This window comes from Leucobacter sp. G161, assembly GCF_001482305.1.
In the GTDB taxonomy this organism is placed as follows: Bacteria; Actinomycetota; Actinomycetes; order Actinomycetales; family Microbacteriaceae; genus Leucobacter.
In genome coordinates, this window is record NZ_LOHP01000085.1 from 1 (window position 1) to 23969 (window position 23969).

Below are 23969 nucleotides of genomic sequence, written 5' to 3' on the forward strand. Positions count from 1 at the left end.
GTACCCGTCGGTCGTGCTCGGCGACGGCGCGGCTCGGCGGCTCGGCATTGAGCAGGCCGGCTCACTGATCTGGCTCGGCAACCAGCAGTTTACGGTCATCGGGATCCTCGATCCAATCGCGCTCGCCCCCGAACTCGACCAGTCGGCCCTCGTCGGCGAGACCGTTGCGAAGGATCGCCTCGGCTACGACGACGCACCCACCCGGTTGTATCTTCGGGCCGCCGAGGAGGCACTGCCCGAGGTACGGGAGCTGCTGCCGCAGACCCTCGCGCCCGACCAACCGGAGACTGTGAAGGTGTCGCGGCCGTCAGACGCGCTCGCGGCGAAGGGGGCCGCTGACGAAACGTTCACTGGCATGCTGCTCGGCCTCGGCTCGCTCGGGCTACTCGTTGGCGGCATCGGCGTAGCCAACACCATGATCATCTCGGTCATGGAGCGCCGCCGCGAGATCGGGCTGCGGCGGGCCATTGGTGCGCGTCGCGCACACATCAGGCGGCAGTTCCTCGGCGAGGCGCTCGTGCTCTCGGCGCTCGGCGGCATCGCCGGCGCGGCAATCGGTGCCGCGGCGACCGCGGCATTCGCCTCGGCCGGCGACCTGCCGTTCGCACTGCCGGTGTACGTGCCCGCGGCGGCAGTCGGCTCAACCCTGATCGTCGGGGCACTCGCCGGCATCGTCCCGGCCTGGCGCGCAGCCCGCGTCTCCCCGACGGCGGCGCTCAGCGGTTAGACCGGCGGGAAGTTGGGGCGGGAAGGGCGTCGCGGCGCGGGGTGCGCTGGGCCGCCCCGCCCTTCGGCCCGACCGCAACGTTGTCTTCCCGCGTCAGCCGTCGAGGCGAAACGACAGCAGTACGCGCTTCAACGTGGCGTATTGCTCGGTGTCCATATAGGCGCGCGCCTCAGCGATAGTAGCGAAGTGGCGCGGCGCGTCATAGGCGGTTACCTTGAGCGTGTCTGCGAAGCTCACCAGAGCAGTCTCCGTGCGCACCAGGTTGTAATAAAAACAGTCCGTGACCGGTTCGCTGTCCCGAATTCCCAGCGTGCCGTGAAGGCCTGGATCGTCCGCGTCCTGCAGCACAGTGAACGTGAAACTTGGTGCGATGCTGGGCGCGTAGTCGCCTGTGGCAGCGACGTACCCAGGAACCTCAATTGGCAACACCTCCAGCTCAGTGAATTGCTGCGCAAGGTCAGCGCACCCGCCGCCCAGCCCCATCACCTTGCGGGCGAATCTGAGCTGCGTGGTGCCGCTCTCGTCAAGCAGATCGAACCTGAAGATCTCGTGTTCGGGCTCTGACTCGTCGCTCTCAACAACGCTCCACCCGCTCGGCACTTCGAAGGAGCCGGGGGTTCGGGGGTCGCCGAAGCGCGCCCAGGCTTCCGCCGTCGGCTCCGGGGCTGGGGTGCTCGTAACTGGCGGCTTCGGCGGCGCGGACTCAGCGGCACACGCGGTCAGCAGCGCGCCTGCTACAAGCGCGGTGAGCGCCACACGTGCGCCTCGGCGAACACGCAAAACGACCCCGGTTGCACTCATAGCCTCAGCATAGAACGCAACCGGGGTCGTTGCATGGTCGGGGAGAAGTCCGGCCTAGCGGTAGTTCACAAACTGCAGGGCGGTCTCAATATCGGCGCCCTTGAGCAGCGCCATCGTGGCCTGCAAGTCGTCGCGGCTCTTCGAGGAGACACGGAGCTCGTCACCCTGGATCTGCGACTTCACGCCCTTCGGGCCTTCGTCACGGATGAGCTTATTGAGCTTCTTCGCGGTCGCCTGATCGATGCCCTCCTTGAGCTTCGACTCGATGCGGTATTCCTTACCACTCGCGTAGGGCTCGCCGGTGTCGAGCACCTTGAGCGACATGCCACGCTTGATGATCTTGGACTGGAGCACATCGAGCACCGCGAGAGCGCGCTCCTCGGTGTTTGCCTTGATGAGGATCGTCTCACCCGAGTGCGACACGTCGGCACCGACGCCCTTAAAGTCGTAGCGCTGCTCGACCTCCTTGCGGGCCTGGTTCACGGCGTTCTCGACCTCCATCGGGTCGATCTTGCTCACAACGTCAAATGAAGAATCAGCCATGCCCCCAGCGTAGACGAAAGGGCTGGCATTGCGTAGCAGACACCACCACGCTAGAAGTCACAAAAGGTAATGCGTGGCATAACAAAAGCGAAAGTGTTGCTAGGCTTGCTCTTTGTGCTCAGCCACTCCGGACTGAGCCTCGCCCGCTGAAAGGATCCACATGTCGTCACCGGCAGCACCACCCGCAGCTCCCGCCGCTCCGCCCGCGGACCGCGGCAAACGCCGCCTGCCAAAGTGGATGACATCGTTCGGCTGGCAGATCCTCGCGGCTCTGGTCCTAGGCCTTGTCCTCGGCGCGGTCGCCCTCAACCTCGGTAACGACGCCGCCGACAACCCGAACGGGCTACACGCAACCCTCAAGGTCATCGGCTCAAGCTACGTCACGCTGCTTCGCGCGGCGGTCGTTCCGCTCATCTTCACCGCCATCGTCTCGAGCATCGTCGGCCTGCGTAAGGTCACGAACGCCGCACGCCTCGCCGGGCAGACCCTGCTGTGGTTCGCGATCACCGCACTCATTGCGGTGGCGATCGGCATCGCCCTGGGCGTCACGCTGAAGCCCGGTGAGACCGCCGCAGGCTCGAACCTCGAGACCGCCGACCCCTACACGGTGGGCACCTGGTGGAACTTCCTGACCGGGCTCGTCCCGCAGAACTTCCTCGGGCTCGGTGTCTCGGGCGGCGTTGACCTCGAGACCGGCGCGCTCTCGGCGAACGCGAGCTTCAACGTACTGCAGGTCATCGTTGTGTCGGCAGCCGTCGGCATCGCTGCCCTGAAGATCGGCAAGAAGGCCGAGCCCTTCATTCAGCTCACCGAATCCGCGCTCACAATTATCCAGAAGGTGCTGTGGTGGATCATTCGGATCGCCCCGATCGGCACCCTCGGCCTCATCGGGAACGCGATTGTCGAATACGGCTGGGACAAGATGGGCACACTCACGCTGTTCGTGGCCGTGCTCTACCTTGGCCTCGCGATCGTGCTGTTCGTTGTGTACCCGGTGCTCGTCAAGGCACACGGCCTGTCGATCCGGCAGTACTTCTCCGGTGTCTGGCCTGCGGTGCAGCTCGGGTTCGTGAGCCGCTCCTCGATCGGCACGCTCCCCCTCACCCAGCGCGTGACCGAGCGCAACCTCGGCGTGCCCCGCGGCTACGCATCATTCGCTGTGCCGCTCGGCGCGACCACGAAGATGGACGGCTGCGCCGCGATCTACCCGGCAGTATCCGCGATCTTCATCGCCCAGTTCTTCGGCATCGAGCTGTCGCTCGTGCAGTACCTCCTCATCGCGCTGGTCTCTGTACTCGGCTCCGCCGCGACCGCGGGGACCACCGGCGCGACGGTCATGCTCACCCTGACACTCTCGACGCTCGGCCTGCCCCTCGAGGGCGTGGGCCTGCTGCTCGCAGTTGACCCGATTGTCGACATGGGCCGCACCGCAGTAAACGTTGCCGGGCAGGCCCTCGTCCCGACAATCGTCGCCAAGCGCGAAGGCATCCTCGACGAGGGGCTCTACAACGCGCCCCGCCAGGGCCTCGCGTTCGACAACACCGACACCGATGAGGATGACGCAGCAGTTACTGCAGAGGAGACCACCGCCGCAAGGTAGTCGCTCACTAGCCGATCCCGGAGTGCTGCCCTTCCCTGCCATCGATACAGCTCGTGTCACCAGCAGAGAGGGGCAGCACTCTTCTGCGTGCCGGTAGAATTATTCGCGCAATAGACGATTGCCCGCGCGCGTGCGAGGGCACGAAGGGACCGAACGATGTTCGCGAAGCACCCACGTACCCGCGTCGCAATTGGCGCGGCATGCACCACGCTCCTGCTGCCAGCGCTCGCCGGGTGCAGCATCTTCCCGGTCACCGCCGTGTACCCCGACGAGACGCCGACTGCCCCCGAGGAAACCCAGGCAGACATCGCCGACATCACCGTGGGCGACTGCCTGAACGAAACAAGCGACTCTGTCGTTTTCGACGTCCCCGTTGTTCCATGCTCCGAGGTGCACGATGAGGAGGTCTTCGGCGAATTCGAACTCGCGGGCACTGGGTTCCCCGAAGCCGAGGTGATTGAGCAGGAAAGCGATGAACGGTGCACCGCGCTGTTCGCCGATTTCGTTGGCATCGATTATTACGACTCTGAGCTCGATTTCTACACGCTCACCCCAACGGAAACCGGCTGGAACGACTTCGGTGACCACACGGTGAACTGCGTGCTCATCGATCCGGCCGGCCCCGTCACAGGCAGCCTGCGCGGGGCGGCCCGCTAGCCATCCCACGCTGTGTTCATCAGCCAGCGATCTCCGTGTTCCAACGTTCGATCCGTTCGGAGAGCTGGCTGGAAATCGCTCCGTTGTCGAACGTTTGCAGCGCAGCCGTCTGCACGCAGATGCGTCAGCCCAGGTAACCCGGCTGGCCAACCCCCCAACCGCAGGATCGCCCGCTGACCTACACGTTGGCTGCGAGAACCAACGGGGTGAGTTTCACGGCCTTGCGCTCCTGCCAGATCACTGCGGGCGGGCGCGAACATACGCCTCGAGCTGCACAGTGAGGACGGGCCTGCCGTGCTGCTCCACGAGTGTGCTCTGGGTCGTCACGAGCGCTCGCTCGCGATCGTCAAACGCGATATCACTCAGCACCACCTCGCCCGTCAGCACGTCGCCCGGTCGCACCGGCCGGGGAAACCTCAGCTCTTTGAAGCCCCTGCCCGCAATCATGGCCCACCGGTACCCGACGGCCTCAAACGTCAGCCGGGTGAGAATGGCGAGTGTGTGGATCCCGCTGGCGATGAGTCCGCCAAACTGACCCTGTTCGGCTGCCTCGCTGTCTACGTGGAACCACTGCGGGTCCCACGCCGAGGCGAACTCCACGAGATCGGCGTCAGTCACCTCATAGCTGCCCAACTCGACTTGCTGCCCGACGTGCATGTCCTCCGCATAGACGAGTTCCGCTGCTGCGGGGCGGGCGTGAGTCACGCCCTCCTCGCCCTTCATCGCCGCGCCTGCTGCCCGAGAGAGGCTCGAGCCGCCTCGGGCGAACCGCTCAGCATCGGTTGTGCCTGCACCATCAACACTCCCCTTTTTTCGATACGAATGTATAGCCATTAACCCGCACGCGCTGCCCGCTGTCAAGGGACACCGATCGCGTCCGGCCCCGGAACATCCGCATGGGTCGCCGCAGCCCAGCCACAGTCACCCGCTATGCTCCAGGTATGGAGTCGCCGGTACTGAGTTACCTGCGCGAGGTGCATGCCGAGCTCGCGCAGCTTCGCGATGGCACGCCCTACAGCGTCGGCCCGTCGAGCGCGGAGGCCGATCCCGATGACTTCGGCATTGCCCTGGCCACCGTCGATGGCCACATCTACGAGGTGGGCACTACGCGCACCGATTTCTCACTGCAGTCCATCTCGAAACCGCTGAGTTACGGCCTCGCGATCGCAGACCTCGGTATGGAAGCTGTTGATGCGCACGTCGATGTCGAACCTTCAGGTGATCCATTCAACGAGCTCTCCTCGAACCCGGAGACTGGCCGCCCTGCGAACGCAATGATCAATGCAGGGGCGATCGCCGTTGCCTCGCTCATCAAGGGCTCCGGCGGGCGATCCCCGATCCAACGCATCGAACACACATACTCAGAGTTCGCGGCACGCAAGCTCCGCAGCAATGGGCACGAATACCGTGCCGAGCGGGCCAGGAGCGACCGCAATCACGGCCTCGCGTACCTGCTGAGCTCTGCTGGAGTCATCGAGGGCGACCCAACGAAGGCCCTCGAAACGTACCTGCGGCAGTGCGCGGTTCGTGTCGACACACGCGATCTTGCGATGATTGCTGCGACGCTCGCTGCTGGCGGGACAAACCCAGTGACAGGCGCAGAGGTGCTTCCGTACGAGGCCGTCGAGCGCATGCTCTCAGTCATGATGACCTCAGGCATGTACGACGATGCTGGTGACTGGGCGACGAGCGTCGGCATGCCTGCGAAGTCTGGCGTTGGTGGCGGGATCATCGCGGTGCTGCCCGGGCAGGTGGGTCTGGCTGTTTACTCGCCGCTGCTCGACAAGCATGGCAACAGCGTGCGCGGAGCGGCAGCGTGCCGGAGAATCTCCTCAGACCTGCAGATGCATTTTGTGCGATCTGCACGTGTTGGCCGGTCCGCAATCAAGTCGAGCCACACCATTGATCAGGAGCCATCGAACATTCGGCGCACTGAGGAGGCTGCGAAAGTACTCGAGGAGCATGGCAGCCGCGCACTCGTGCTGGAGCTCACAGGCGATCTCTTTTTCGCGGGGACAGAGACCGTAGTCCGCGAGCTCAGCGACCTCGATCCCGGCGCCGACGTGCTTGTCGTCGATGTCCGCGACGTGGACGAGGTCGGTGATGCTGGCGTGCGCATGATCGACGCGAGCTTCGCGCAGCTCGTGCACTCGAACCGCCGGATCCTCCTCGTCGATCCTGAGGGTGTGCTGGCCGGGGTCGACCCGACGAGCTACACGGTTTTTGACTCCCACGACCGCGCGATTGCGCACTGTGAGCAGCTGCTGCTCGAACGTTACGGAGCGTCAAGTTCTCTCCCCCGTTCAGTTCCAGTCGCTGACTCGCCCGTGCTCGCGCCCCTCTCAACCGACGACGCCGCACGGCTCGCGGCCCGCATGGTCCCACGCCACTGCGCCGACGGCGAGGTCATTCGCCGGGTGGGCCAGCGCTTTGGCGGCGTGTTTTTCATAGTCTCGGGCGCGATCAGCATCATCGCGTCGCACACTGACGGCACCCGCTTCCGGCTGCGCACCCTCGGTGCGGGGATGAGCTTCGGTGAGTTGACGCTCGGCGCTGACGAACGACAGGAGACCACCGCGAAGGCGGAGGGGCCTGTCGAACTCATGGTTCTTGACGCTGAAGGCATAGAAGAGCTTGAGCGCGAGGATCCGGCGCTGGCGGTGCAGCTGTGGCGAGCGCTCTCACGCGACGCATACCTCCGTGTGGATCGGCTCACACGAGCCAAGGCAGCGCGTATCCGCGACTAGTCCGACCTCCCTACACTTGCTCGGCCTCGGCTGTGACTAAACGTCCAGGAAACGTGCCTGAAACTGGGCGCCGGCAGTGAGAACGCCAATGGGCTGGGTCGGAGCACGATGACGATGGGCGCACCAGCACGCGGATCCGCAGTGCGCGCGTCGTTTCTATGAGATTCCGGGCTGCTTGACATGCGCATCCCCGCTGTTAGCGTCGAAAGACCACGACGGAGGGAGTGCATGATGCTCGCAGACAGGCAACACACGCCGAACACCGAAGACGACCCCGACGAGGGGCGAGATTCCGCCGCCCACCCTGAGCTCGACGACAATGAGGGCGCCGATGCCTTCGAGACGGAGGAGTCCGCGCCAGGAGCACGTCGCCCAGGCGCCCCTGAACGACAAGACGAGGAGCTCATCTCGCTCGATCCGCCAGATTGAGCGACTTCGCGATTGCATCAGCATCACCGCGCATCCACGACAGGCGAAGGGAGCATGAGATGAATGAGTCGGGACACCCGAACGAAGAACGGTCCGCAGAGGAGGAGCTCTCCGAAACGGGCCTCACAGACCCCCGCACTGAGCAGGAACTCCAAGATTCCGCCGAGCGCGCGAGCGTCGAGACCACCGTCACCGACGGCGCCCACGTCCTCGATGAGCTCGGCGAAGACGTTGCGAGCTCTCCTGCGCAGCGCGCCAAGCCGAAACCTGGGCCGCCGGTGAAGTCTCGGTAACTCGCCACAGCTCGAGCCACTATCCCTGCTGAAAGGAATGAACGTATGCCGACGCGCATGACCCCACAGCTCAAAGACCCCGAACTCTACGATCGTCTCCGAGAGGACGGCGCCTCCGAGGAGAAGGCAGCACGGATCTCGAACGCCGCCGCGCGGGACGGGCGGAGCGTGATCGGCAGGCGCGGAGCCACTGCCACAGACTACGAAGATCGCACGGTCCCACAGCTCAAACAGCGCGCTAAGGAGCTGGGCCTCAGTGGGTACTCGAACAAACGCAAACACGAACTCATCCGGCTGCTTCGAGAGCACGCCTAACCAGGTAGAGGAGCTCACATGAAAGAACACACCGAACCGAACCGCGGCTTGGACGACTCCCAAGCCGCGCAACTCCCGGCTCTCGCCGACCGTCCCCTCGAAGAAATCGAGGCAGTCGCCGAGGTACTCGTCGAGGTACGCAGTATCTCCTCGCAGCTCACCCCAAACGAGGTACGAGCCGAACTCAGCGCCCGCCTCGATCGAATGGGCCTGCGTCTCCCAGATGCTGATCTTGAGGAGCTCGTCGAGCAGCTCGCTCCAGCGCCACAGTAGCGCAACCTATGCGAGAACAGCCCGCCACTTCTCGGCAAGCGTCTCCACTGTCTCGTGCGCGTTGAGCCCGCTGGGCTGCGGAACGACAAACAACCGCACCCCGGCGGGCCAACCAGGGATGTAGCCAAGCTGCTGTTCTCCGAGCTGCGACTTCGGCAGCCCGAACGCCTGACGGAAGGCCGTGATGCCCGCGATTGCCACTCGCTCGGGGGCGATCCTGCGGACCCGTTCAACGAGCTTGGCTGCCGCTTCGGTAAGTTCCTGCCGACTGAGTTCATCCGCGCGGGCGGTGGCGCGCCCCACTAGGTTCGTGATCCCGATGCCACGACCGAGCAGATGCGCCTCATCCGCTGCGCTCAACCCGCGCGAAGCGTCGACAAGGTAGTCCGTGAGACCCGCCCTGTGCAGCGCCGGCCAGAACCGATTCCCCGGTCGCGCGAAGGGCGCGTTCACCGCGGCCGTCCATAGCCCCGGGTTTACCCCGACGATCAACAGCCGCAGCGGATCCGAGCCCGGCGGGGGCAGAACGTCATCGAGCGCGTGCGGATTGGGCGTCGCGAACTGGGCGAGGTCTGCAGTCTTGGGCTTACTCCCCCCGAGCGGTGGAGGTCGACGGTCGCTCATTGAGACAGTCTACGTCGACAGGGCTTCCCCTCGCGCTATGCCTCGCTGCGGTTCTCTGCTGTGCGACGGACCGGCTTCACAGTCCAATACACGTACCCTCCGGCAACTATCAGAGCGCCGCCAAACGCTAGCGCCCAGAACGGAAAGCCTGGAACTCCAGACGACGATCCCGCAGCGTGAAGATCGCGAGGTGGCGTCGGCGTGATCCGTTCGCCCGTGACGAGGATTCGATGACTGTTTACTCCAAGCGGCGTGCAGGTGATTAATGTCACGAGATCCTTGCCGGCCTCTTGGTGCAGGGTCTCCGTTTGGTCTGGCTCGACAACAACAACGTCCGTCACCTGATACGAGAGCACCTCGCCAAAGGTCTCCAGAGTAAACGTGTCGCCGACAACAATCTTGTCGAGGTCCGTGAACATCCGTGAGCTCGCAAGGCCCCGATGGCCTGTAATGACTGACCGGGTGCTTTCTCCGCCGACGGGAAGCGACGTCCCTTCGAGGTGGCCAAGCCCGCGAAGCAGGGTGTCCTCCGCAGTCCCGTGGTAGATCGGGAGATCGACGCCGATCTTCTCGATCCGCAGTCGAGACATCACGCCACTCGGCGTGGAAAGTTGGTCTGTGTAGCTGGCTCCTTCGCCGCTCACATGGCCTGACCCGACGGCGACATTCGCTCCGGCGGCCAAGAGCGCGCCCGAGGAAAGCGCTTCGTTATAGCTGTAGGCCTCGCTGAGTTGCGTCGCAACGTCTGGCGCGGTCTCCGCGAGTTGATCGCCGTACATCCCAACGAGCGAGGCCTGGTTGTACTGCGAGAACCATGCAGCCGTCGTCGGATACAGCATGATCGTCACCCCGAGCATCCAGCACGCGACTGTAATCCATGTGGCGAGGGACGGGGAACGGCGACTCACTGCGCCGGCCCCCGGCCCTGGCTTGGCCCCGTAGGGAGCTCGCTCCGCCCGTGTGTTCGCAGTGGGGAACTGCGGCGACTGCGCTGCGTGGCGATTCATGATACTCCTCGGTTACGGGCCAGAACCGGCTCGGCATCAACTGTCCCGGGGTGGGGGTGGGGGTGCCTCTTGCCGAGCCGGCAGTCTGAGAGCGGGGGCGCAGTGCGCGCCCCCGCTGCGGGTGTTACGCGCCGGCGTTCTGCTTCCGGCGAGCAACCATGACAGAGCCGGCTGCGATCGCTACGAGAGCAAAGCCGCCAACGACCATGAGTACCTGGCCGGCAGCACCGGTCAGTGGCAGCTCGGGCACGCCCTGCTGCTTGTTCGGGATCTCGTAGGCCGCGGGAACCTCGGTCACGTCGCCGGCGGTCACGATGACCTCCTTCTTCGCGTCGTCGCCCGTGGGAAGCACGAAGCCGTTTGGCGCTTTGACCTCTTCAAGCACGTAGCAGCGTTCGGTCAGACCGTTGGTCTTGGTGCCACCTGCGAGCTCGTCGTCACCGATCCAGAGACCGGGGATCGTGATGATGCCGTCAGCTCCCGAGGACGCGATGAGATCGCTGCCGTCTGCGTTGGTGACAGGGGTGAGGCCAGTATCGAGGCGGCAGTCAGCTGCCTTCTCGCTCATGTAGACTTTGAACTCTGCGCCCTGGAGGCCCTTGCCGGTCGCGTCCGCGTCAACCTTCTTCATCATGACCTTGCCCCAGCGGGTCCACACCTCGTCGGTGGGTGTACCGGGTTCGCCATCGCCATCCAGATCGAGATCATTCACGTTCACGATTGCCTGGTTGGCGATTTCGCCGTTTCCCAGTGACGTCACCTTCGCGTTGAAATCGACCTTGACGACGTCGCCGGCCTTCAGGTCGGCAAGCGCACCGGTGAGGGTGACGGTGAGGGTCGACTGCTCGGGCGTGCCGGCCTTCGTCCACTCGGCCGTGTAGTCAGCGCCCGCGGCGAGCGGCGTGCCGTTCACGGATACCACTGGCGCAGCTTCACCCGCGAGGCGCGGGTCGAGCGTATCCGTGACAATGAACTTCGAGTAGACGTCACCGGTGACCGCGGGGGTCTTCTGCGAAATCGAGTAGCTCACGTCGGAGCCCAGCACGAAGCCGTTGCCCGGCTGGTTCTGAATCGTCTTCGATGGCTTGTCGCCGATGTCATTCTTCGGGTAGAGGTTCACGTCGTACACCCACGTGCCGTCGCCCTCACCCTTGTTGATGCCGGGGGTCGGGATCGTGACGATGAAGGGCTCGGCCTTCTTCGTCACGTTTGCGGGTGCCGACTTCTCGCGAACGAGGTAGGCGCCGAGCGGCATCCGCTCGCTCTTCGCCACGCCTGCGACGGTTGCGGGGAGCTCGGTGCAGTTCGAGAGCGTGTGCGCGCCGAGCGCGACGCCGGAGCGCGCACCGATGAGCTGCGCCTCAGTGACCGCGCGGACGGTGTTCCACCCGGTGTTGGTGCCGTCGAGGATGTCGATGCCGTCGATCGTGCAGTACTCGAAGACCACGCCGTCGATCGGCGCGGAGGTCGGCGCGTTTCCTGAACCGTCAGGGTTCATGACGCCGCCGCCCGGGGTCTCAAACTTGTGGATCGTGAGCGAGCCATCAGCTGCAGTGTCGATGTTCTCCGCGTATGCGGCCGAACCACCAGCAAACAACCCGAGCGCGCCAACGGCCAAGACCGCCGAGGCTGCGAGTCCGCGACGCATAGCGCGCGATGCAGTGTTCTGTGACATGGATATTTCCTTTCTGAGCTACCGATGAACGGCAGTTGGGTTCTCCGCGGCAGCGGTACTGCGACCGCGGAGAGGTTGTGAGAAGTTAGCTAAGGCGGCGGGCTCGTGCCGAGCGCGTCACTAGGAGGGCGGTCAGGGCGATGAAGAGGCCCCCACCGATGAAGAAGAGATACGAACCGATGCCACCGGTGAGCGGGAGCGCTGGCACCTCGAGTTGCCGGTTCTCGATCTCGCCGACTGCGACAGCTGAGTCGCCCCCGACGGTCACTGAGATTGGCGTGTCAAGTTTCACGAACCCGGCCGGTGCCTTCGTCTCGACGAGCTGATACGTGCCAGCCGGCACGTTGCGCAGCTTGAACTTGCCCGCGACCGGATCGATGTCGTGTCCAGTGCACTCCTCAGCGGAATCCGCAACGCAGTCGGTGATCGACATTGTCGTCGCACCCGTGATGGGTGCGCCGCTGCCATCGACTGGGACCAGATCCCACTGAGATCCTGCGAGACGCTTCGACTGCGGATCGACCTTTTCCCAGGTCAACTCAACGCCTGGCTTGAAGTTCTCGACGGTGCCGAGTTCGTAGGTCCAGCTTGCGCGATTCAGCTTTCCACGCCCGATAACGATGCGGACCGGTTCCGACGCGATGACATACCCTGATGGGGCCTTCGTCTCGGTGAGATCGTAGGTTCCCCACGGCACCCCCTTCAGCGTGAACCTGCCAATTCCGGGATCCCGATCCTCACCACAGGTGTCGGCGAGAGCGCAATCAGTGATCGTGCGCGGCCAATCACCGACCGGCGCGACGCCATCTGCGGGAACAACCGGGGTGAGGGTCCACTCGGAACCACCGAGGAGCGTTGCAGTGTCAGCGCCGTCGACCTTGCGCCACGAGAGGTCTGGGAGGAGCTGGAGCCCCACCTTCGATGCCTCGCTCGGGAGCAGCGGGCTGCCATCAGACTGCCGGTTCGCAGCGATCGCGACGTTGTTCCACGCGATACCTGTGAGGTCGCCGCCCTCCCCGACCTCGGCGGGGAAGGTTCCGGTGAACGAGTCAGCCGGCTTCCATACCCGTGTGCCAAAGTCGAGGCGGATCCCCGTGACTGTTGACCAGTCGCTTGGCTGAGCGGTGCTCCAGTCGTCGGTGCACCCAGCAGGCGCACTTGTCTTCGTCCCGCCGCCGTTGCCCGCGAGCTCGCCGCGGCACGGCTGGGCAGCCTGTGAGTACTGCACTGACGTGCCAGTGGGCAGGCCTGTCACTGGGCCGGTCATGAAGACGTTGAACTCTGAACCGCGCGCATCTGCGCCGGGCCGTACACCGCGGTCTCCGACACGCGGCAGGAGGTCGTAGACAACCACGTTACGCATGTCGACATTGCCCGTGTTCGTCACCGGGATGCGGTAGCTTGCCTTGCCCTCACCGTCGGTCGACCCAACGCCGGGCGACGGCACGTACTCTGCGTCATATGCACCCTTCACCTGCTTCTGCGACCCCATGCCGGGGCCTTCGACAACGGTGTAGGGCTTCTCAGCACGACACCCGGTGTCGGCGTCGGGACCCTGTACGGAGTTGTTGAAGCTCAGGTCGGCCCAGGTGGTAGTCGCGCTCGGCACCTTCGGGTCAGCGTAGCGGCTTGGCGATTCGCAGCTGAGGTAGCCAGTGGCAGCCTCTGCAGCCTGCACGAGTGAGTAGTTCTTCGACGTCCCCGCTGGAGTGCTGTCCTTCACTCTCACGTCGAAGCCGACCGTGAGAACGTCGGGAATGCGAAGTGTCGCGTCATAGATGCCGAGCCCGCCACCTGCAGCAACGTTCGGGAAGTCCACAACGATCTGAGTACGCGTCTTTCCGTCAATCTGCACATCGCTGACAGTCACACGCGGTTCGCCAAGCTTCGCGATGACCGCCGACGCCGGGCGGTTCGGCGTTCCCTCAAGGCCCAGGTAGACAGGGTTCTCGGGGTCTGCCGGATCCAAGACAAGGTTTTCAGGAAGCACCTCAGTGGCTGTCGGCGTGAACCTACGGGTTAGATCCTCGTCAAAGTTTGAGTAATAGCTTGAGCGCTTTGTCACGATCTCGACGCGGAGCGCATCCCCCGGCTGCACCATCGCTTGCGCCTGCTTCTGCGGGATCGTGGTCGCGGTCTTGGGGTTGTACATCCGCTTCTCGGTGAAGATCTCGACGGGGTCTCGGACGATGCGGTTGTACCCGCACCTACCCTCGCGGTTCGGATCAACGAGCGTGCCGTTCGTCGTCATGCTGCCGCCGTTCCACTTCACTGTGTTGTCGGCGAGGCAGTTCTCAACGGTCGCCCACAGCGGGTGCGCCGAGGCGGGAGTGACTCCCTGCAGCGGGGTCGGCTGCGCCGTTCCCGTGGTGAGGAAGTGCGGCTGGTAGTCGCCGTCAGCGACGGCCTGCGAGTTGTCGAGCGGGAGGTCCTTGCTTACCGTACCGAAGAGCAACAGCTTCCCGTCGGTTCCACCCTTGACGGGGTTGTCGTCGAGCCAGAACTTCGTGATCCATTCGCCGCTCTGCATCGGAATGGACTTGTAGCTGGAGAGCCCATCGCAGTAGCGGATCGTGCTGTCGCCGGCAGCGACGCCCTCGGGAATGGTGCAGACACCTGAGCGGCCCTGGTTCGTTGTCCAGTGCACGTCGAGCTTCGACATGCTGCCGTTTGCACCGAACGCGAGGTCCTTGTAGGCGGGAGTCGCACAGTCAGTCGAGCTAGCGTCCGTTGGGGAGGTCCAGCCGCACGGGAGAACATCAACGAGCGACCAGGTGCCGCTCGCATTCCCCGTGCCCTTGATGCTGTACGAGTGGAGGTAGCCGCGCACCCAGTCACCCCAGCCGCCAGTCGCTCCGCGCCAGAACTGACGCGAGATCGTGTTCGACTGCGCGTAGGAGATGCCCTTTTGCACGACGAATTTGCCGTCATAACCAATGCGCACATAGTGCGACGCGGCAGCATCGGCTTCGAGGGTTGTCTGCGGGCGGAGCCACGGCTTCGACGTCGCCGTTGCGGTGTTCGTCTGCAGCACGTGGTTGTTCGCGGCGTCGGTGAAGGCTGCCTCCGGGTAGTTCACCGTGACGAGCATCTCCTGCCCAAACCCGCTCGCGTCGCACTTTGCGATTCCGGCGGCGTCAACCTGGGCCGAGTCACCAAGGTTCCACGTCACGGTGTGGTTCTGCGCGTCGTAAACACCGCCAAGGTTTGCAGACTTGAACACCGTTCCTGCCGGCAGCTTGTCGACGACGACAAGGTCTTTCATCGCCCAGAGGCCTGGCTCCTTACACATGTTGCCGTATGGCGTGTATGAGCCGTTCGCGCTCCACTGGCGCGGGTAGCCTGCCCGGATGCTGTAGGTCGTGTCGCTGCCAACGTAGGGATCCTCTGCCGGAGCGTACTTCGTCTTCTGAAGCTTGAGATCGAGATCTGCGGTGACGACGGCCGGTGCCGAGGTTGCCTGGGCCTGACCGAGGCTCGAGGTAACGGTTGCTGTAGGAGTCACCGTCGTGCCGTCGGGCGTGACCCAGTTCTGGGTCTTCAGCATGAACGTCACCGTTCCAGCATTCGAGCCTGACATGCTCGGCGGGAGGTTCCAGACGATCTTGCGAGTCGCGCCGGTGCCTTCGACCTGCACGGGGTATGACACCCCGCCGATCGTCACGGCAGTGTAGCTCTCAACGTCGAACTCGAGGTTGTCGGGCTGACCGAGCGGCACGGGTACCTCGATCTTGCCGCCGTTGCACTGCGGCGAGTTCGTGCTACCGCACTGCCACAACACCTCAAACGAGATGTTCTCGCCCGACCGAACCTCAGTGTCGAGTGGGCGAATGGCGACCGAAACGTCCTCTGCCGCCGCAAAAGCCGGAGCACCGATGCCGGTGAGGAGCACGAGTGCGCTCATCATCGCGGCGACGGTGCCGACAAGTGTTTTCTTGCGCTTTACAGCGCGCCGCATTGCGGCCATGCTTCCCCCCAAGTTTTACAGAATAACCCGAGCAATCATCTCGGAAAACGTCGCTCACAGGAATAGAGCGCGCAAGGAACGAAATGTGACGCGGTTCCTGAAAAACTTTTTTGCGGGTGATTTTCTAGGCACCACAGGGATCCCCTGGCAGTCGACGGCGGCATGCGCCAGAAAAATTAGGCCTTCGGCCGCTTGCTCCCGCGAGCAAGAAGCACGATTCCCACTGCGGATACGACGAGGGCGCCGCCCCCAACCATCAGCAGCTGCGAGCCGGCGCCGGTGTTCGAAAGCGCGTACCAGGCTGATTTGCGGTTGGGGATCAGCACTGTTGACCGCTCGGCAGGTTCAGGTGCGACCTTCGCAATAATCTCAGTGCGGCGCTCGCCTTCCTCGGGAAGCACGTAGCCCTTTGGGGCAGCTATCTCCTTGAGCACGTAGCAGCGCTGCGAGAGTCCGCTCTGATATGCACCACCGCTGGCCTCATCATCGCCAACCCAGAGTGGTGGCAGCTCAATTACGCCGCCAGGACCGGATTCGGCGACGAACTCAGCCCCGTCAGGGGCGGAAACGAGTGTGAGGTCTGCATTGTCGAGACACCCGTCCGACAGGTCGCTCGCCCATAGCCGAAACTTCGCTCCGGCTATCCCCTGGTCCGGCTCAACCACGTCGACTTTCTGCGCGAACGCGACGCCCCACCGCGACCATACTTCGTTCGTCGGAGCCCCAGGCGTTCCGTCACCGTCAAGATCCAAGTCGTTGACGTTCACGTGAGCGCTGTTTGGGATCTCAAACCCCTGTGCTGACCCCGCAGCGCCTTCGCCGTCCGGCGGCTGAGTCGACTCGTTTCCTGCTTCACCGAGAAACATCCCGTTATTCGGGGCGGGCCGATCGCCGCTGGCAGCGGAGCCGCCCTGGCTCTGTGAGTTGCTGCCCCTGGAGCTCGCACCGCCGGCACCAGAGCCGCCCTTCGGCAGCACCTCCTTTTCCCCTCCCGAGATTCCCTCCGACGCTCCTGGCGTCGGCCCTGGAAGCGTTTCCGGCAAGCGAGTCAGCGTAGGCAAGGCGACGCCGACTGCGACCGCGACGAGTCCGACCGTTGCCACACCGGCGACGGCTGCCACGGCCGCTTTACGTTTCCAGTTGCGGTTCATAGCGATGACGCTGGTACTCACCATCCCCCCGCCCGTCGCTTGCTCCGCAAAGCGACTCCAGCGGGACCGGCACCCAGGGCACCCTTCGAGATGCTCCTTGGCTTTCCCGCGGCCACTGCCGTTGCGCTTTCCCCAACGAAGCTCCGAGAACTGCGCCACGCAGGCCGCACAGTCACCCGAAAGTCCTCCATTCGGGTGCATACGTTTGAGCCACGACTTCTTGAGCCCCTCGCGGGCACGCTTGAGAAGGACCGTTGTGGAGTTTGGGGAGAGTTCGAGTTCCTCGGCGACCTCTTGGACGGGCCTACCCCCGACGTCGACTTCGAGAATCACCCGTTTCCAACGAAGGGGCAGGTCTTCGAGGGCGGCGGCAGCGGCGGCCTGCTCCTCGGTTTCGCTGAACAGTGTTTCAGCCGATGCAATACGTTCGTCAGGCGCGTCGAAGTCGTCGATGCCGACTGATCGCTGCGCTTCGGTCCAGACTCGCGAGAAGCCACTGTTGATCGTCCGGAACAGGTAGCTGCGGAACGCGTCTGTTGGGCCGCCTCCCCGAAGAAGCGCACGGTAGACGGCGTCAAATGCGTCAGAGACGACGTCCTCCGCATTGGCGGCGTCTTTGGTGCGGGCCCAGTTCAACGCGGGACGATAATGCCGCTCCCACAGCACGGCGAACGGCCAGGCTTCGCCGTTTCGAACAGCATCGCAAAGCTCGGCATCGGTGATCTCTCCGTCGCCGTTGTCCTTCGGATGCTCCAGCACAGCTGCTAATGCTAGCAACCAGCAATGCAATTTCACTCATTTAAGTGGCTTCGCGCACGGAACTGCATACTGCGATTGGTGGTGGATCACGGGCCACAGACCCGCAAGCGCTGTGCGTCACTAGTCGACCGACCGAAGCTCACCACTGGCAGCCAACCGCGTTTCCGCCAGGGCGTGCGGGTCTGAAAGCACCCGAAAGTGTCCGGCAGTGTGCACTCTGACGTTGCGGGCTCCTACAAGTTCGCTCCCCTCTGGGATGTGGGGATCGAACAAAGGAAACACCGATACGATCCGGCCATTTGCCTCGATGGACCGTCCCAGCGCAGCGAGCGTCGCGTTGCCTGGAGCGAACGCCCGCAAGGTCGGATTCAGCATGAATCTCGCGTACCGGGATCCGACAAACGGCGTTGCGATCGCCACCATGGATCGCACCCGCGGCGCAGAGGCACCAAACGACATGAGCTGTTTCCCGACAAGGCCGCCCTTGCTATGGGCGACGAGCACAACGTCGGTGAGTTCGGTCTTGGCGAGGTAGGCATCCACCAGCCGGGCCCCGTCGAGCACTGGCGCCCGGTTGCGGCCCAGCTCCTTAACGATGTGCACGGGATGCCCCCGGGAGTGCAGGTCGCGCACGAGCGGAAGCATGAACCGCCATCCTTCGTAGACCCCCGGCAGGATGAGCACCGGCCGCTCTGTGCCGTTCGCGAACTCCCGCGGATCCGCACGCGACAGGAATGAACGCACCTGCCACAGCCCCGCGTAGACGTAGTCAGCGGCCCACCACCCGAGCCGCCTTGCTCGGCTCACCCGGCGCGGCTTCGCACTCTGCACACCGACTCCGTTCGTTGGGCTGTCCGCAACACGTTCCCTCAGCACAGGCTAACCAGGTACTGCAGTGATGCGCCAGGAATATTGAGGATTCTCTCACCACGATCCACAGGGCAATGAACCCCCGGCCGCCTCGCGCAGACCCGCTCATAGGCTTCTCTGCCCCCGGAGGGCGGGTGTTACCCTGTGATGGTCGCCCGACGCATCGGGTCCTTTCGATGACAGTGGATCATGCAACACACCCCGCACCGCCCCTCACCCACTTTCGTTCTTGCTCTGGCCAGCGTGGTCGCACTCGGGCCGTTCGCGATCGACACGTATCTCGCGTCGCTCCCGAGCATCGGGGCCGAGTTTGACGCACCTGACTGGGCGACGCAGCTCACGCTGACGGGCTATCTCGTCGTGTTGGGGTTGGGGCAGATCGTCGCTGGTCCGCTGACAGACGCGGTGGGCCGCCGCCGTCCCATCTTGCTGGGGATCGCAGTCTTCGTGCTTGCATCGATACTCGCGACTCTCGCCCCGACGATGACTGTGCTCGTCGCCGCTCGGTTATTGCAGGGCGCTGGCGCCGCGGTCGCCTTCGTTGCCGCCAACAGCGCGGTCCGGGACAGCGCGACCGGCGACGCGGCAACCCGGCTCTTCTCGGTGCTGATGAGCGTCGGCATGATCGCTCCGATCATCGCCCCGGTCCTCGGAGGTTTTATCGATGAGGCCGCTGGCTGGCGCGCGGTGTTCGGCACCCTCGCCGGCATCGGCGTGCTTGCCTTACTTGTCGTGTGGAGGTTCCTCCCGGAGCCGCTGCAACCCGAGCTGCGCAGCAAGGTGTCGCTCGGACCGATTCTCCGCGGATACGGCGCGATCCTGCGCAATCGGGCGTTCCTGCTGCCACTCTCCGCGCTCATTGCCGCCTTCGTTATGCTGTTCGCCTACCTCGGCGGAGCATCGTACGTCTATCAGAGCTTCTTCGGGCTCACACCCGGCAGCTTTGGCACTGTCTTTGCGATCAGCGCACTCATCGGGCTTGCGGGCCCGATCCTTGCGCACCGCCTCGTTGATGCGCTCGGAAGCGTCCGGCTTATGCTCACAGGCGCCACTGTCATGTTCGGCGGAACCCTCATCGCGCTTAGTGGCACCTGGACGGGTGCGCCGCTCTGGTTCGCAGTCTTCGGGTTCGGGATCGCGTTGCTCGGCCTGGGATTGCTCGAGCCGCCGCTCATGGCACTCTGCATGTCGGCGATCACCGAGGGCGTTGGATCTGCGTCCGCGCTCATTGGCGCCGCCCAGTACATGCTGGGCGCAGTTGCCACGTCGGCGATCGTAGTGGCGGCGACCGCCGGCCCGCTGGTCTGGATCACCACGTTGCTCGTCATCGCGGTTGCCGCGCTGCTGCTCAGCGTGCTCGTCGCGCGCGGGGCGGCGAAGCGTTCGCTATAATCCGCGCTGCAGGGCGGGGCTGAGTGCTTCGGTTTTTTCGATGCATTCGTAACGCATTCTCAGCGGGAACAATCGGCCCAATCCCACGGATACTGTTAGCGGAGCGCGTCACCGTCGACCGCCCGTGCACGGCCCAGCGTCTGCACCCACGAACCCGCAAACGAGGATCGCATGTCGAATACCCTTGAGGTTGATCCCCCAGCTCACGCACGTCCGCCCGTTCCGGCGGGAGGCGCGTCCCCGACGCCCGACAGGCAGATGAAGCGGCGCGTGCTGCTTGGCGGCGCGGTCGGCCAGTTCATCGAGTTCTACGACTTCGGGCTGTACTCCATCTCCGCGGTCACGCTGTCCCGGGTCTTTTTCCCGGAGACGGATTCCTGGGTTGCACTGCTCGCGACCTTTGCCACGTTTGGGGTTGCGTTCCTTGTACGCCCGCTGGGCGGGCTGTTCTTTGGCCGCATGGGCGACCGCCACGGCCGTCGGGTGGTGCTGTTTGTCACGATCCTGCTCATCGGCATCGCAACCGCGGGCATTGGCTTGCTTCCCGGGTACGCCACAATCGGCATAGCCGCGCCGTTCGCGCTGCTCTTCTTCAGGCTTGTGCAGGGGTTCTCGGCAGGTGGGGAGTCCGTTGGGGCACCGACCTTCGCGCTCGAACACGCGCCGCTGAACCGCCGCGGCCTGTGGCTCGGAGTGGTGCTCGCCGCGTCGTCGATCCCGGTCGTGGTGTCTTCCGTATTCCTCCTTCTCCTGGAGACGAACATGGGCGCCGAGGCATTCGCGGCGTGGGGCTGGCGCATTCCCTTCGTCGTCGCTCTGCCGCTCTCGTTGGTTGGGCTCTGGATCCGCAGTCGCACCGAAGAGTCGGAGGAGTTTCTCCGCGCGAGCCGCGCTGAGGCCGCCGCTGCCGCTGCCGCCACGGTCAAGCCCGCCCGCCCGCGCATGCAGGTGCGAACGATGGTGCAGGTCATCCTACTCACCGGGCTCATTGCGCTCGGCTTCTACTACACGAGCGGCTACCTCGTCGCATTCCTGCAGACCACCGCGGGCCTCACGCACGTCCAGACGTTGACGGTGACCTCCATTACGGTACTCATCATCGCTGCCTCCACCCCGGTACTTGGCCTCCTGGGCGACCGCGTGGGCCGCCGACCCATGATGCTATTCGGAGCAACGGCAACGGTACTGCTCGCGCTTCCCGCCTTCTTGATCCTGTCACGCGGCACCATGGTGTCCGGGATCATCGGGCAGCTCCTGTTCGGCCTCGCCGTTCTCGTGTTCTCTGCCGGCGCCTACCCGTTCGCTGTCGAGGTGTTCAGCACGAAGGTCCGCTTCACCTCCGCAGCGCTGAGTTACAACCTGGGTTACGGCATCTTTGGCGGCACCGCGCCGCTGCTCGCGACCTGGCTCGTAGGCGTCACCGGGCACGCGATCGCACCGGGCATCTACGCCGCGGCCTTCGCCGCCGTGATCCTCCTCTTGCTCATCTTCGGCGACGTTCCAGAAACACACCCGTTGAAGGCCCCGAAGGGATCGCCGCACCGCCGCGAGATGACCGGCGAGGGGGCGTAACCCATGACTACACCGACACGCGACCTCGCGTTCGCTTCAGCTGCCGCGCTGCGGCCGGGTCTCGTCTCCGGGGAGATCTCCCCGGTGGACGTGATGGAGAGCGTGCTCTCACAGATTGAGCAGTACAACGGGGATCACGAGGGCGGCGTCAACGCGCTGACCGAGGTCTTCCCAGAAGCGGCAATGGCAAGTGCGCTCGAGGCACAGGAGATCTTCGCTGGGCTCCGCCGCAGCGGCGATACGCCGCCGCCGCTCCTCGGGATCCCGATCGCGGCGAAGGAGAAGCACTTCCTTGCCGGCGAACGTCACAGCGAGGGCTACACGCCGTGGGCTGAGCGGCGGGCAGCCGCGGATCATCCGCTCATCACTCGGCTCCGGAACGCAGGCGCGATTGTCCACGCCCGCACCACGACCCCCGAGTTCTCGGCGAGCACCTTCACGCATTCGACGCTCTGGGGGGTCACGCGAAATCCGTGGAACCCTTCGGCAACACCCGGCGGGTCCTCGGGTGGCAGCGCCGCCGCACTTGCCGCGGGCATGACCATCCTCGCAACCGCATCGGACATCGGGGGATCGACGCGTGTTCCCGCAGGATTCTGTGGTGTCGTCGGCTACAAGGCCCCATACGGCCGCGTGCCCGGCGTCGGAGCGCTCAGTGCGGACACTTACCGGGGTGACGGCGGTCTGGCCAGGACCGTCGATGACATGGCGCTGTTGCACGGCCTCATCGCGGGCAGGCATCCCGCAGACCATCGGTCCTGGGGGCCAACCGGCGCACCGGACTTCCTCGGGCACAGTGCCGACCTGTCGCAGCTGCGGATCGCGATGGACCTGCGCGCCGGCGACTTCCCCGTGAGTGCCGCGGTCGCAAGCGACTTCGCGGCACTCGCGGAGACGCTTCGCGCCGCTGGCGCTGAGGTGGTGGACGTCTCGCTTCCGGTGTCGAGTGACACCATCGTCGAAACCGCGCAGATGCACTTTGGGCAGATCATCTCCCAGGTCATCGCCGAAAGCATCGGAGACGACCCTCAGGCCGCCACGCAGTACGTCCGTGAAGTGCTCATCGATTCCGCCGCAGCAGCGAGCCGTTCCACCCTCATCGACTCGCTGCGCGCCGACGCTGCGGTGCAGCAGGCGATCGCGGCCACGATGCAGGGCTTCGATGTCCTCATTACGCCGACACAGGGTGCCGAACTGCTCGCCGCCGACCAGGACATTCGGGCGGGCTTTGACGTCGACGGCGTCCACGAGGCAGTGCTGATGAAAGCGCACATGACGCTCCCGTTTAACATTGCCAACGGCTGCCCAGTCATGGCACTCCCCATGGGGATCTCACCTTCGGGGATCCCCACGTCTGCACAGATCATCGGGCACCCGTATGATGAGCGCATGGTCTTCACAGTGTCGCGGGCGATCCAACGGCTCCTCCCCGCAGTCGGATCCCCCGACCTGACGTCGTTTGCACCGCTTCCGGCATAGCTGGTCAGATCGAACGCATGCTTCCCACGACGGCGCAGCTCCAGCACTTCCTCGAGGTCTCGAAATTTCTCAGCATCTCGAGGGCGGCTGAAGCGCTGCACCTGTCGCAGTCCGCCCTCTCGAGCTCGATCCGAAACCTCGAGAAGACAGTCGGCGCTCCCTTGCTCGTACGTCATACGGGCAAGGGAGTACGGCTGACCGAACGCGGTGTTGCGCTCGCCGGACATGCCCGGCAGGTCGTTGAGGAACTCGGGCGAATGACCCTCGCTACGGCCACCGACGCGTTCATTGGTGAACTTCGCATCGGAATCTACACGCCCCTCGCGCCTCGCTTCGCGCTGCAAGTACTGTCGATCCTCGAACCCCTCTGCGACCTGAAACGGGTAGAGCTCGTCGAGGGCGACCTGCAGGAGCTCGCGACGGCGCTCACCGCGGGCAGGATCGACTGGGCGCTCATGTACGACGCGAGCCTCGACTCACGATTCCATTTCGATGAGCTGGACCGGTTCTCGCCACACGTCATCGCGGCCAAAGGATTCTTTGGTGACCGCGACCCCGCTGACGGGATCTCCCTGCGCGAGGTAAGCGCATACCCGTTCATCCTCATGGACACATCGCACAGCGCCGAGCGTTACTCGGCCTACTTCGGTTCGATCGGGCAGCAGCCTGAGGTGGTGCGATCTGCAGTGTCCTACGAACTGGTGCGTGCGTACGTTGCCGGCGGACACGGGTTTTCGATCATGCACCATCGTCTGTCAACGAGTCAGCAGCGGCGCGATGATGGCGTCGCGGAGTTCGCCCTCACAGACGACATCAAGCAGTCGCCACTCGGACTCGTCCGCTACAGCGCGGCCGCCCACACGACGCTTGCGCAGTACCTCGTCGATGGGCTCCGTCAGGCCGAGGGCCTGACCTCTGAGCCCGGCTTCTAGCTGCGAGAAACAACAAAACCCCCTCCGCGAGGAGGAGGTGTAGTGCTGTATCCCTCATCTCAGTCACTCGCGAGGAGTCCTGAAATGACGAAAGGCCCGGAGCGCAATTGCTCCGGGCCTTCCCCAATAAATGTTCGGCGGTGTCCTACTCTCCCA

General features: G+C 64.5%; 21 protein-coding genes. 12 read left to right on the forward strand and 9 right to left on the reverse strand.

Going from position 1 to position 23969, the window contains the following annotated elements:
- On the forward strand, positions 1–727 hold a 727-nt coding region (locus AUL38_RS15165), incomplete at its 5' end, for an ABC transporter permease (RefSeq protein ID WP_153006626.1).
- A 93-nt stretch (positions 728–820) separates the two neighbouring features.
- Here AUL38_RS15165 and AUL38_RS15170 read toward each other — a convergent pair.
- Positions 821–1528: a hypothetical protein gene (locus AUL38_RS15170; protein ID WP_153006627.1), complete on the reverse strand. Its 708-nt coding sequence runs from the start codon at positions 1526–1528 to the stop codon at positions 821–823.
- Positions 1529–1582: 54 nt separating this feature from the next.
- Positions 1583–2071, reverse strand: coding sequence for a YajQ family cyclic di-GMP-binding protein (locus AUL38_RS15175; protein ID WP_059063396.1), 489 nt, complete (start codon positions 2069–2071; stop codon positions 1583–1585).
- A 160-nt stretch (positions 2072–2231) separates the two neighbouring features.
- On the opposite strand from AUL38_RS15175, the gene AUL38_RS15180 reads away from it, so the two are divergent.
- Positions 2232–3671, forward strand: a complete 1440-nt coding sequence (locus AUL38_RS15180; RefSeq protein ID WP_059063398.1) for a dicarboxylate/amino acid:cation symporter — start codon at positions 2232–2234, stop codon at positions 3669–3671.
- A 156-nt stretch (positions 3672–3827) separates the two neighbouring features.
- Entirely contained in the window at positions 3828–4328 is a 501-nt protein-coding gene (locus AUL38_RS15185; RefSeq protein WP_059063401.1) for a septum formation family protein, read from the forward strand.
- Between the two features lie 237 nt (positions 4329–4565).
- Here AUL38_RS15185 and AUL38_RS15190 read toward each other — a convergent pair whose 3' ends face one another.
- Positions 4566–5033 carry a MaoC/PaaZ C-terminal domain-containing protein gene (locus tag AUL38_RS15190; protein ID WP_201023768.1) on the reverse strand — a complete coding sequence of 156 codons (468 nt, stop codon included), beginning with the start codon at positions 5031–5033 and terminating at the stop codon, positions 4566–4568.
- Positions 5034–5269: 236 nt separating this feature from the next.
- Here AUL38_RS15190 and glsA point away from each other — a divergent pair, with 236 nt between their 5' ends.
- The 5 genes from glsA to AUL38_RS15215 all read left to right on the forward strand — a co-directional run bounded on the left by glsA (position 5270) and on the right by AUL38_RS15215 (position 8385).
- Entirely contained in the window at positions 5270–7075 is a 1806-nt protein-coding gene (glsA, locus tag AUL38_RS15195) for a glutaminase A (protein WP_059063405.1), read from the forward strand.
- A 228-nt stretch (positions 7076–7303) separates the two neighbouring features.
- The gene (locus tag AUL38_RS15200; RefSeq protein ID WP_059063407.1) at positions 7304–7504 is read left to right on the forward strand and encodes a hypothetical protein; all 201 of its coding nucleotides are present in this window, start codon (positions 7304–7306) and stop codon (positions 7502–7504) included.
- Between the two features lie 59 nt (positions 7505–7563).
- Complete coding sequence (locus AUL38_RS15205) at positions 7564–7797, forward strand: hypothetical protein (protein WP_059063408.1); 234 nt, start codon at positions 7564–7566, stop codon at positions 7795–7797.
- A gap of 45 nt (positions 7798–7842) precedes the next feature.
- The gene (locus AUL38_RS15210; protein ID WP_059063410.1) at positions 7843–8112 is read left to right on the forward strand and encodes a Rho termination factor N-terminal domain-containing protein; all 270 of its coding nucleotides are present in this window, start codon (positions 7843–7845) and stop codon (positions 8110–8112) included.
- Positions 8113–8130: 18 nt separating this feature from the next.
- Entirely contained in the window at positions 8131–8385 is a 255-nt protein-coding gene (locus AUL38_RS15215) for a hypothetical protein (protein WP_059063412.1), read from the forward strand.
- Between the two features lie 6 nt (positions 8386–8391).
- On the opposite strand, the gene AUL38_RS15220 is transcribed toward AUL38_RS15215, so the two are convergent.
- From AUL38_RS15220 to AUL38_RS15245, 6 genes are all read right to left on the reverse strand, one after another.
- On the reverse strand, positions 8392–9009 hold the full coding sequence (locus AUL38_RS15220) for a mismatch-specific DNA-glycosylase (protein ID WP_059063414.1): 618 nt from the start codon (positions 9007–9009) through the stop codon (positions 8392–8394).
- Positions 9010–9044: 35 nt separating this feature from the next.
- Positions 9045–10016 (reverse strand): class C sortase, encoded by a 972-nt coding sequence (locus AUL38_RS15225; protein WP_201023769.1) that lies wholly within the window; start codon positions 10014–10016, stop codon positions 9045–9047.
- 124 nt (positions 10017–10140) lie between these two features.
- Positions 10141–11691, reverse strand: a complete 1551-nt coding sequence (locus tag AUL38_RS15230; RefSeq protein WP_059063418.1) for a SpaH/EbpB family LPXTG-anchored major pilin — start codon at positions 11689–11691, stop codon at positions 10141–10143.
- An 85-nt stretch (positions 11692–11776) separates the two neighbouring features.
- The gene (locus AUL38_RS15235) at positions 11777–15649 is read right to left on the reverse strand and encodes a collagen binding domain-containing protein (RefSeq protein ID WP_059063420.1); all 3873 of its coding nucleotides are present in this window, start codon (positions 15647–15649) and stop codon (positions 11777–11779) included.
- Between the two features lie 185 nt (positions 15650–15834).
- A complete protein-coding gene (locus AUL38_RS15240; RefSeq protein ID WP_059063422.1) occupies positions 15835–17568 on the reverse strand; it encodes a sigma-70 family RNA polymerase sigma factor in 1734 nt (577 codons plus the stop codon).
- A 120-nt stretch (positions 17569–17688) separates the two neighbouring features.
- Positions 17689–18399, reverse strand: a complete 711-nt coding sequence (locus tag AUL38_RS15245) for a triacylglycerol lipase (protein WP_201023770.1) — start codon at positions 18397–18399, stop codon at positions 17689–17691.
- A gap of 228 nt (positions 18400–18627) precedes the next feature.
- On the opposite strand from AUL38_RS15245, the gene AUL38_RS15250 reads away from it, so the two are divergent.
- The 4 genes from AUL38_RS15250 to AUL38_RS15265 all read left to right on the forward strand — a co-directional run bounded on the left by AUL38_RS15250 (position 18628) and on the right by AUL38_RS15265 (position 23813).
- Positions 18628–19830, forward strand: coding sequence for a multidrug effflux MFS transporter (locus tag AUL38_RS15250; protein ID WP_083506946.1), 1203 nt, complete (start codon positions 18628–18630; stop codon positions 19828–19830).
- A 171-nt stretch (positions 19831–20001) separates the two neighbouring features.
- Positions 20002–21402 carry an MFS transporter gene (locus tag AUL38_RS15255; RefSeq protein ID WP_059063424.1) on the forward strand — a complete coding sequence of 467 codons (1401 nt, stop codon included), beginning with the start codon at positions 20002–20004 and terminating at the stop codon, positions 21400–21402.
- 3 nt (positions 21403–21405) lie between these two features.
- Positions 21406–22881 (forward strand): amidase, encoded by a 1476-nt coding sequence (locus tag AUL38_RS15260; protein WP_235590751.1) that lies wholly within the window; start codon positions 21406–21408, stop codon positions 22879–22881.
- 17 nt (positions 22882–22898) lie between these two features.
- On the forward strand, positions 22899–23813 hold the full coding sequence (locus AUL38_RS15265; RefSeq protein WP_059063426.1) for a LysR family transcriptional regulator: 915 nt from the start codon (positions 22899–22901) through the stop codon (positions 23811–23813).
- The last annotated feature ends 156 nt before the right edge of the window (positions 23814–23969 follow it).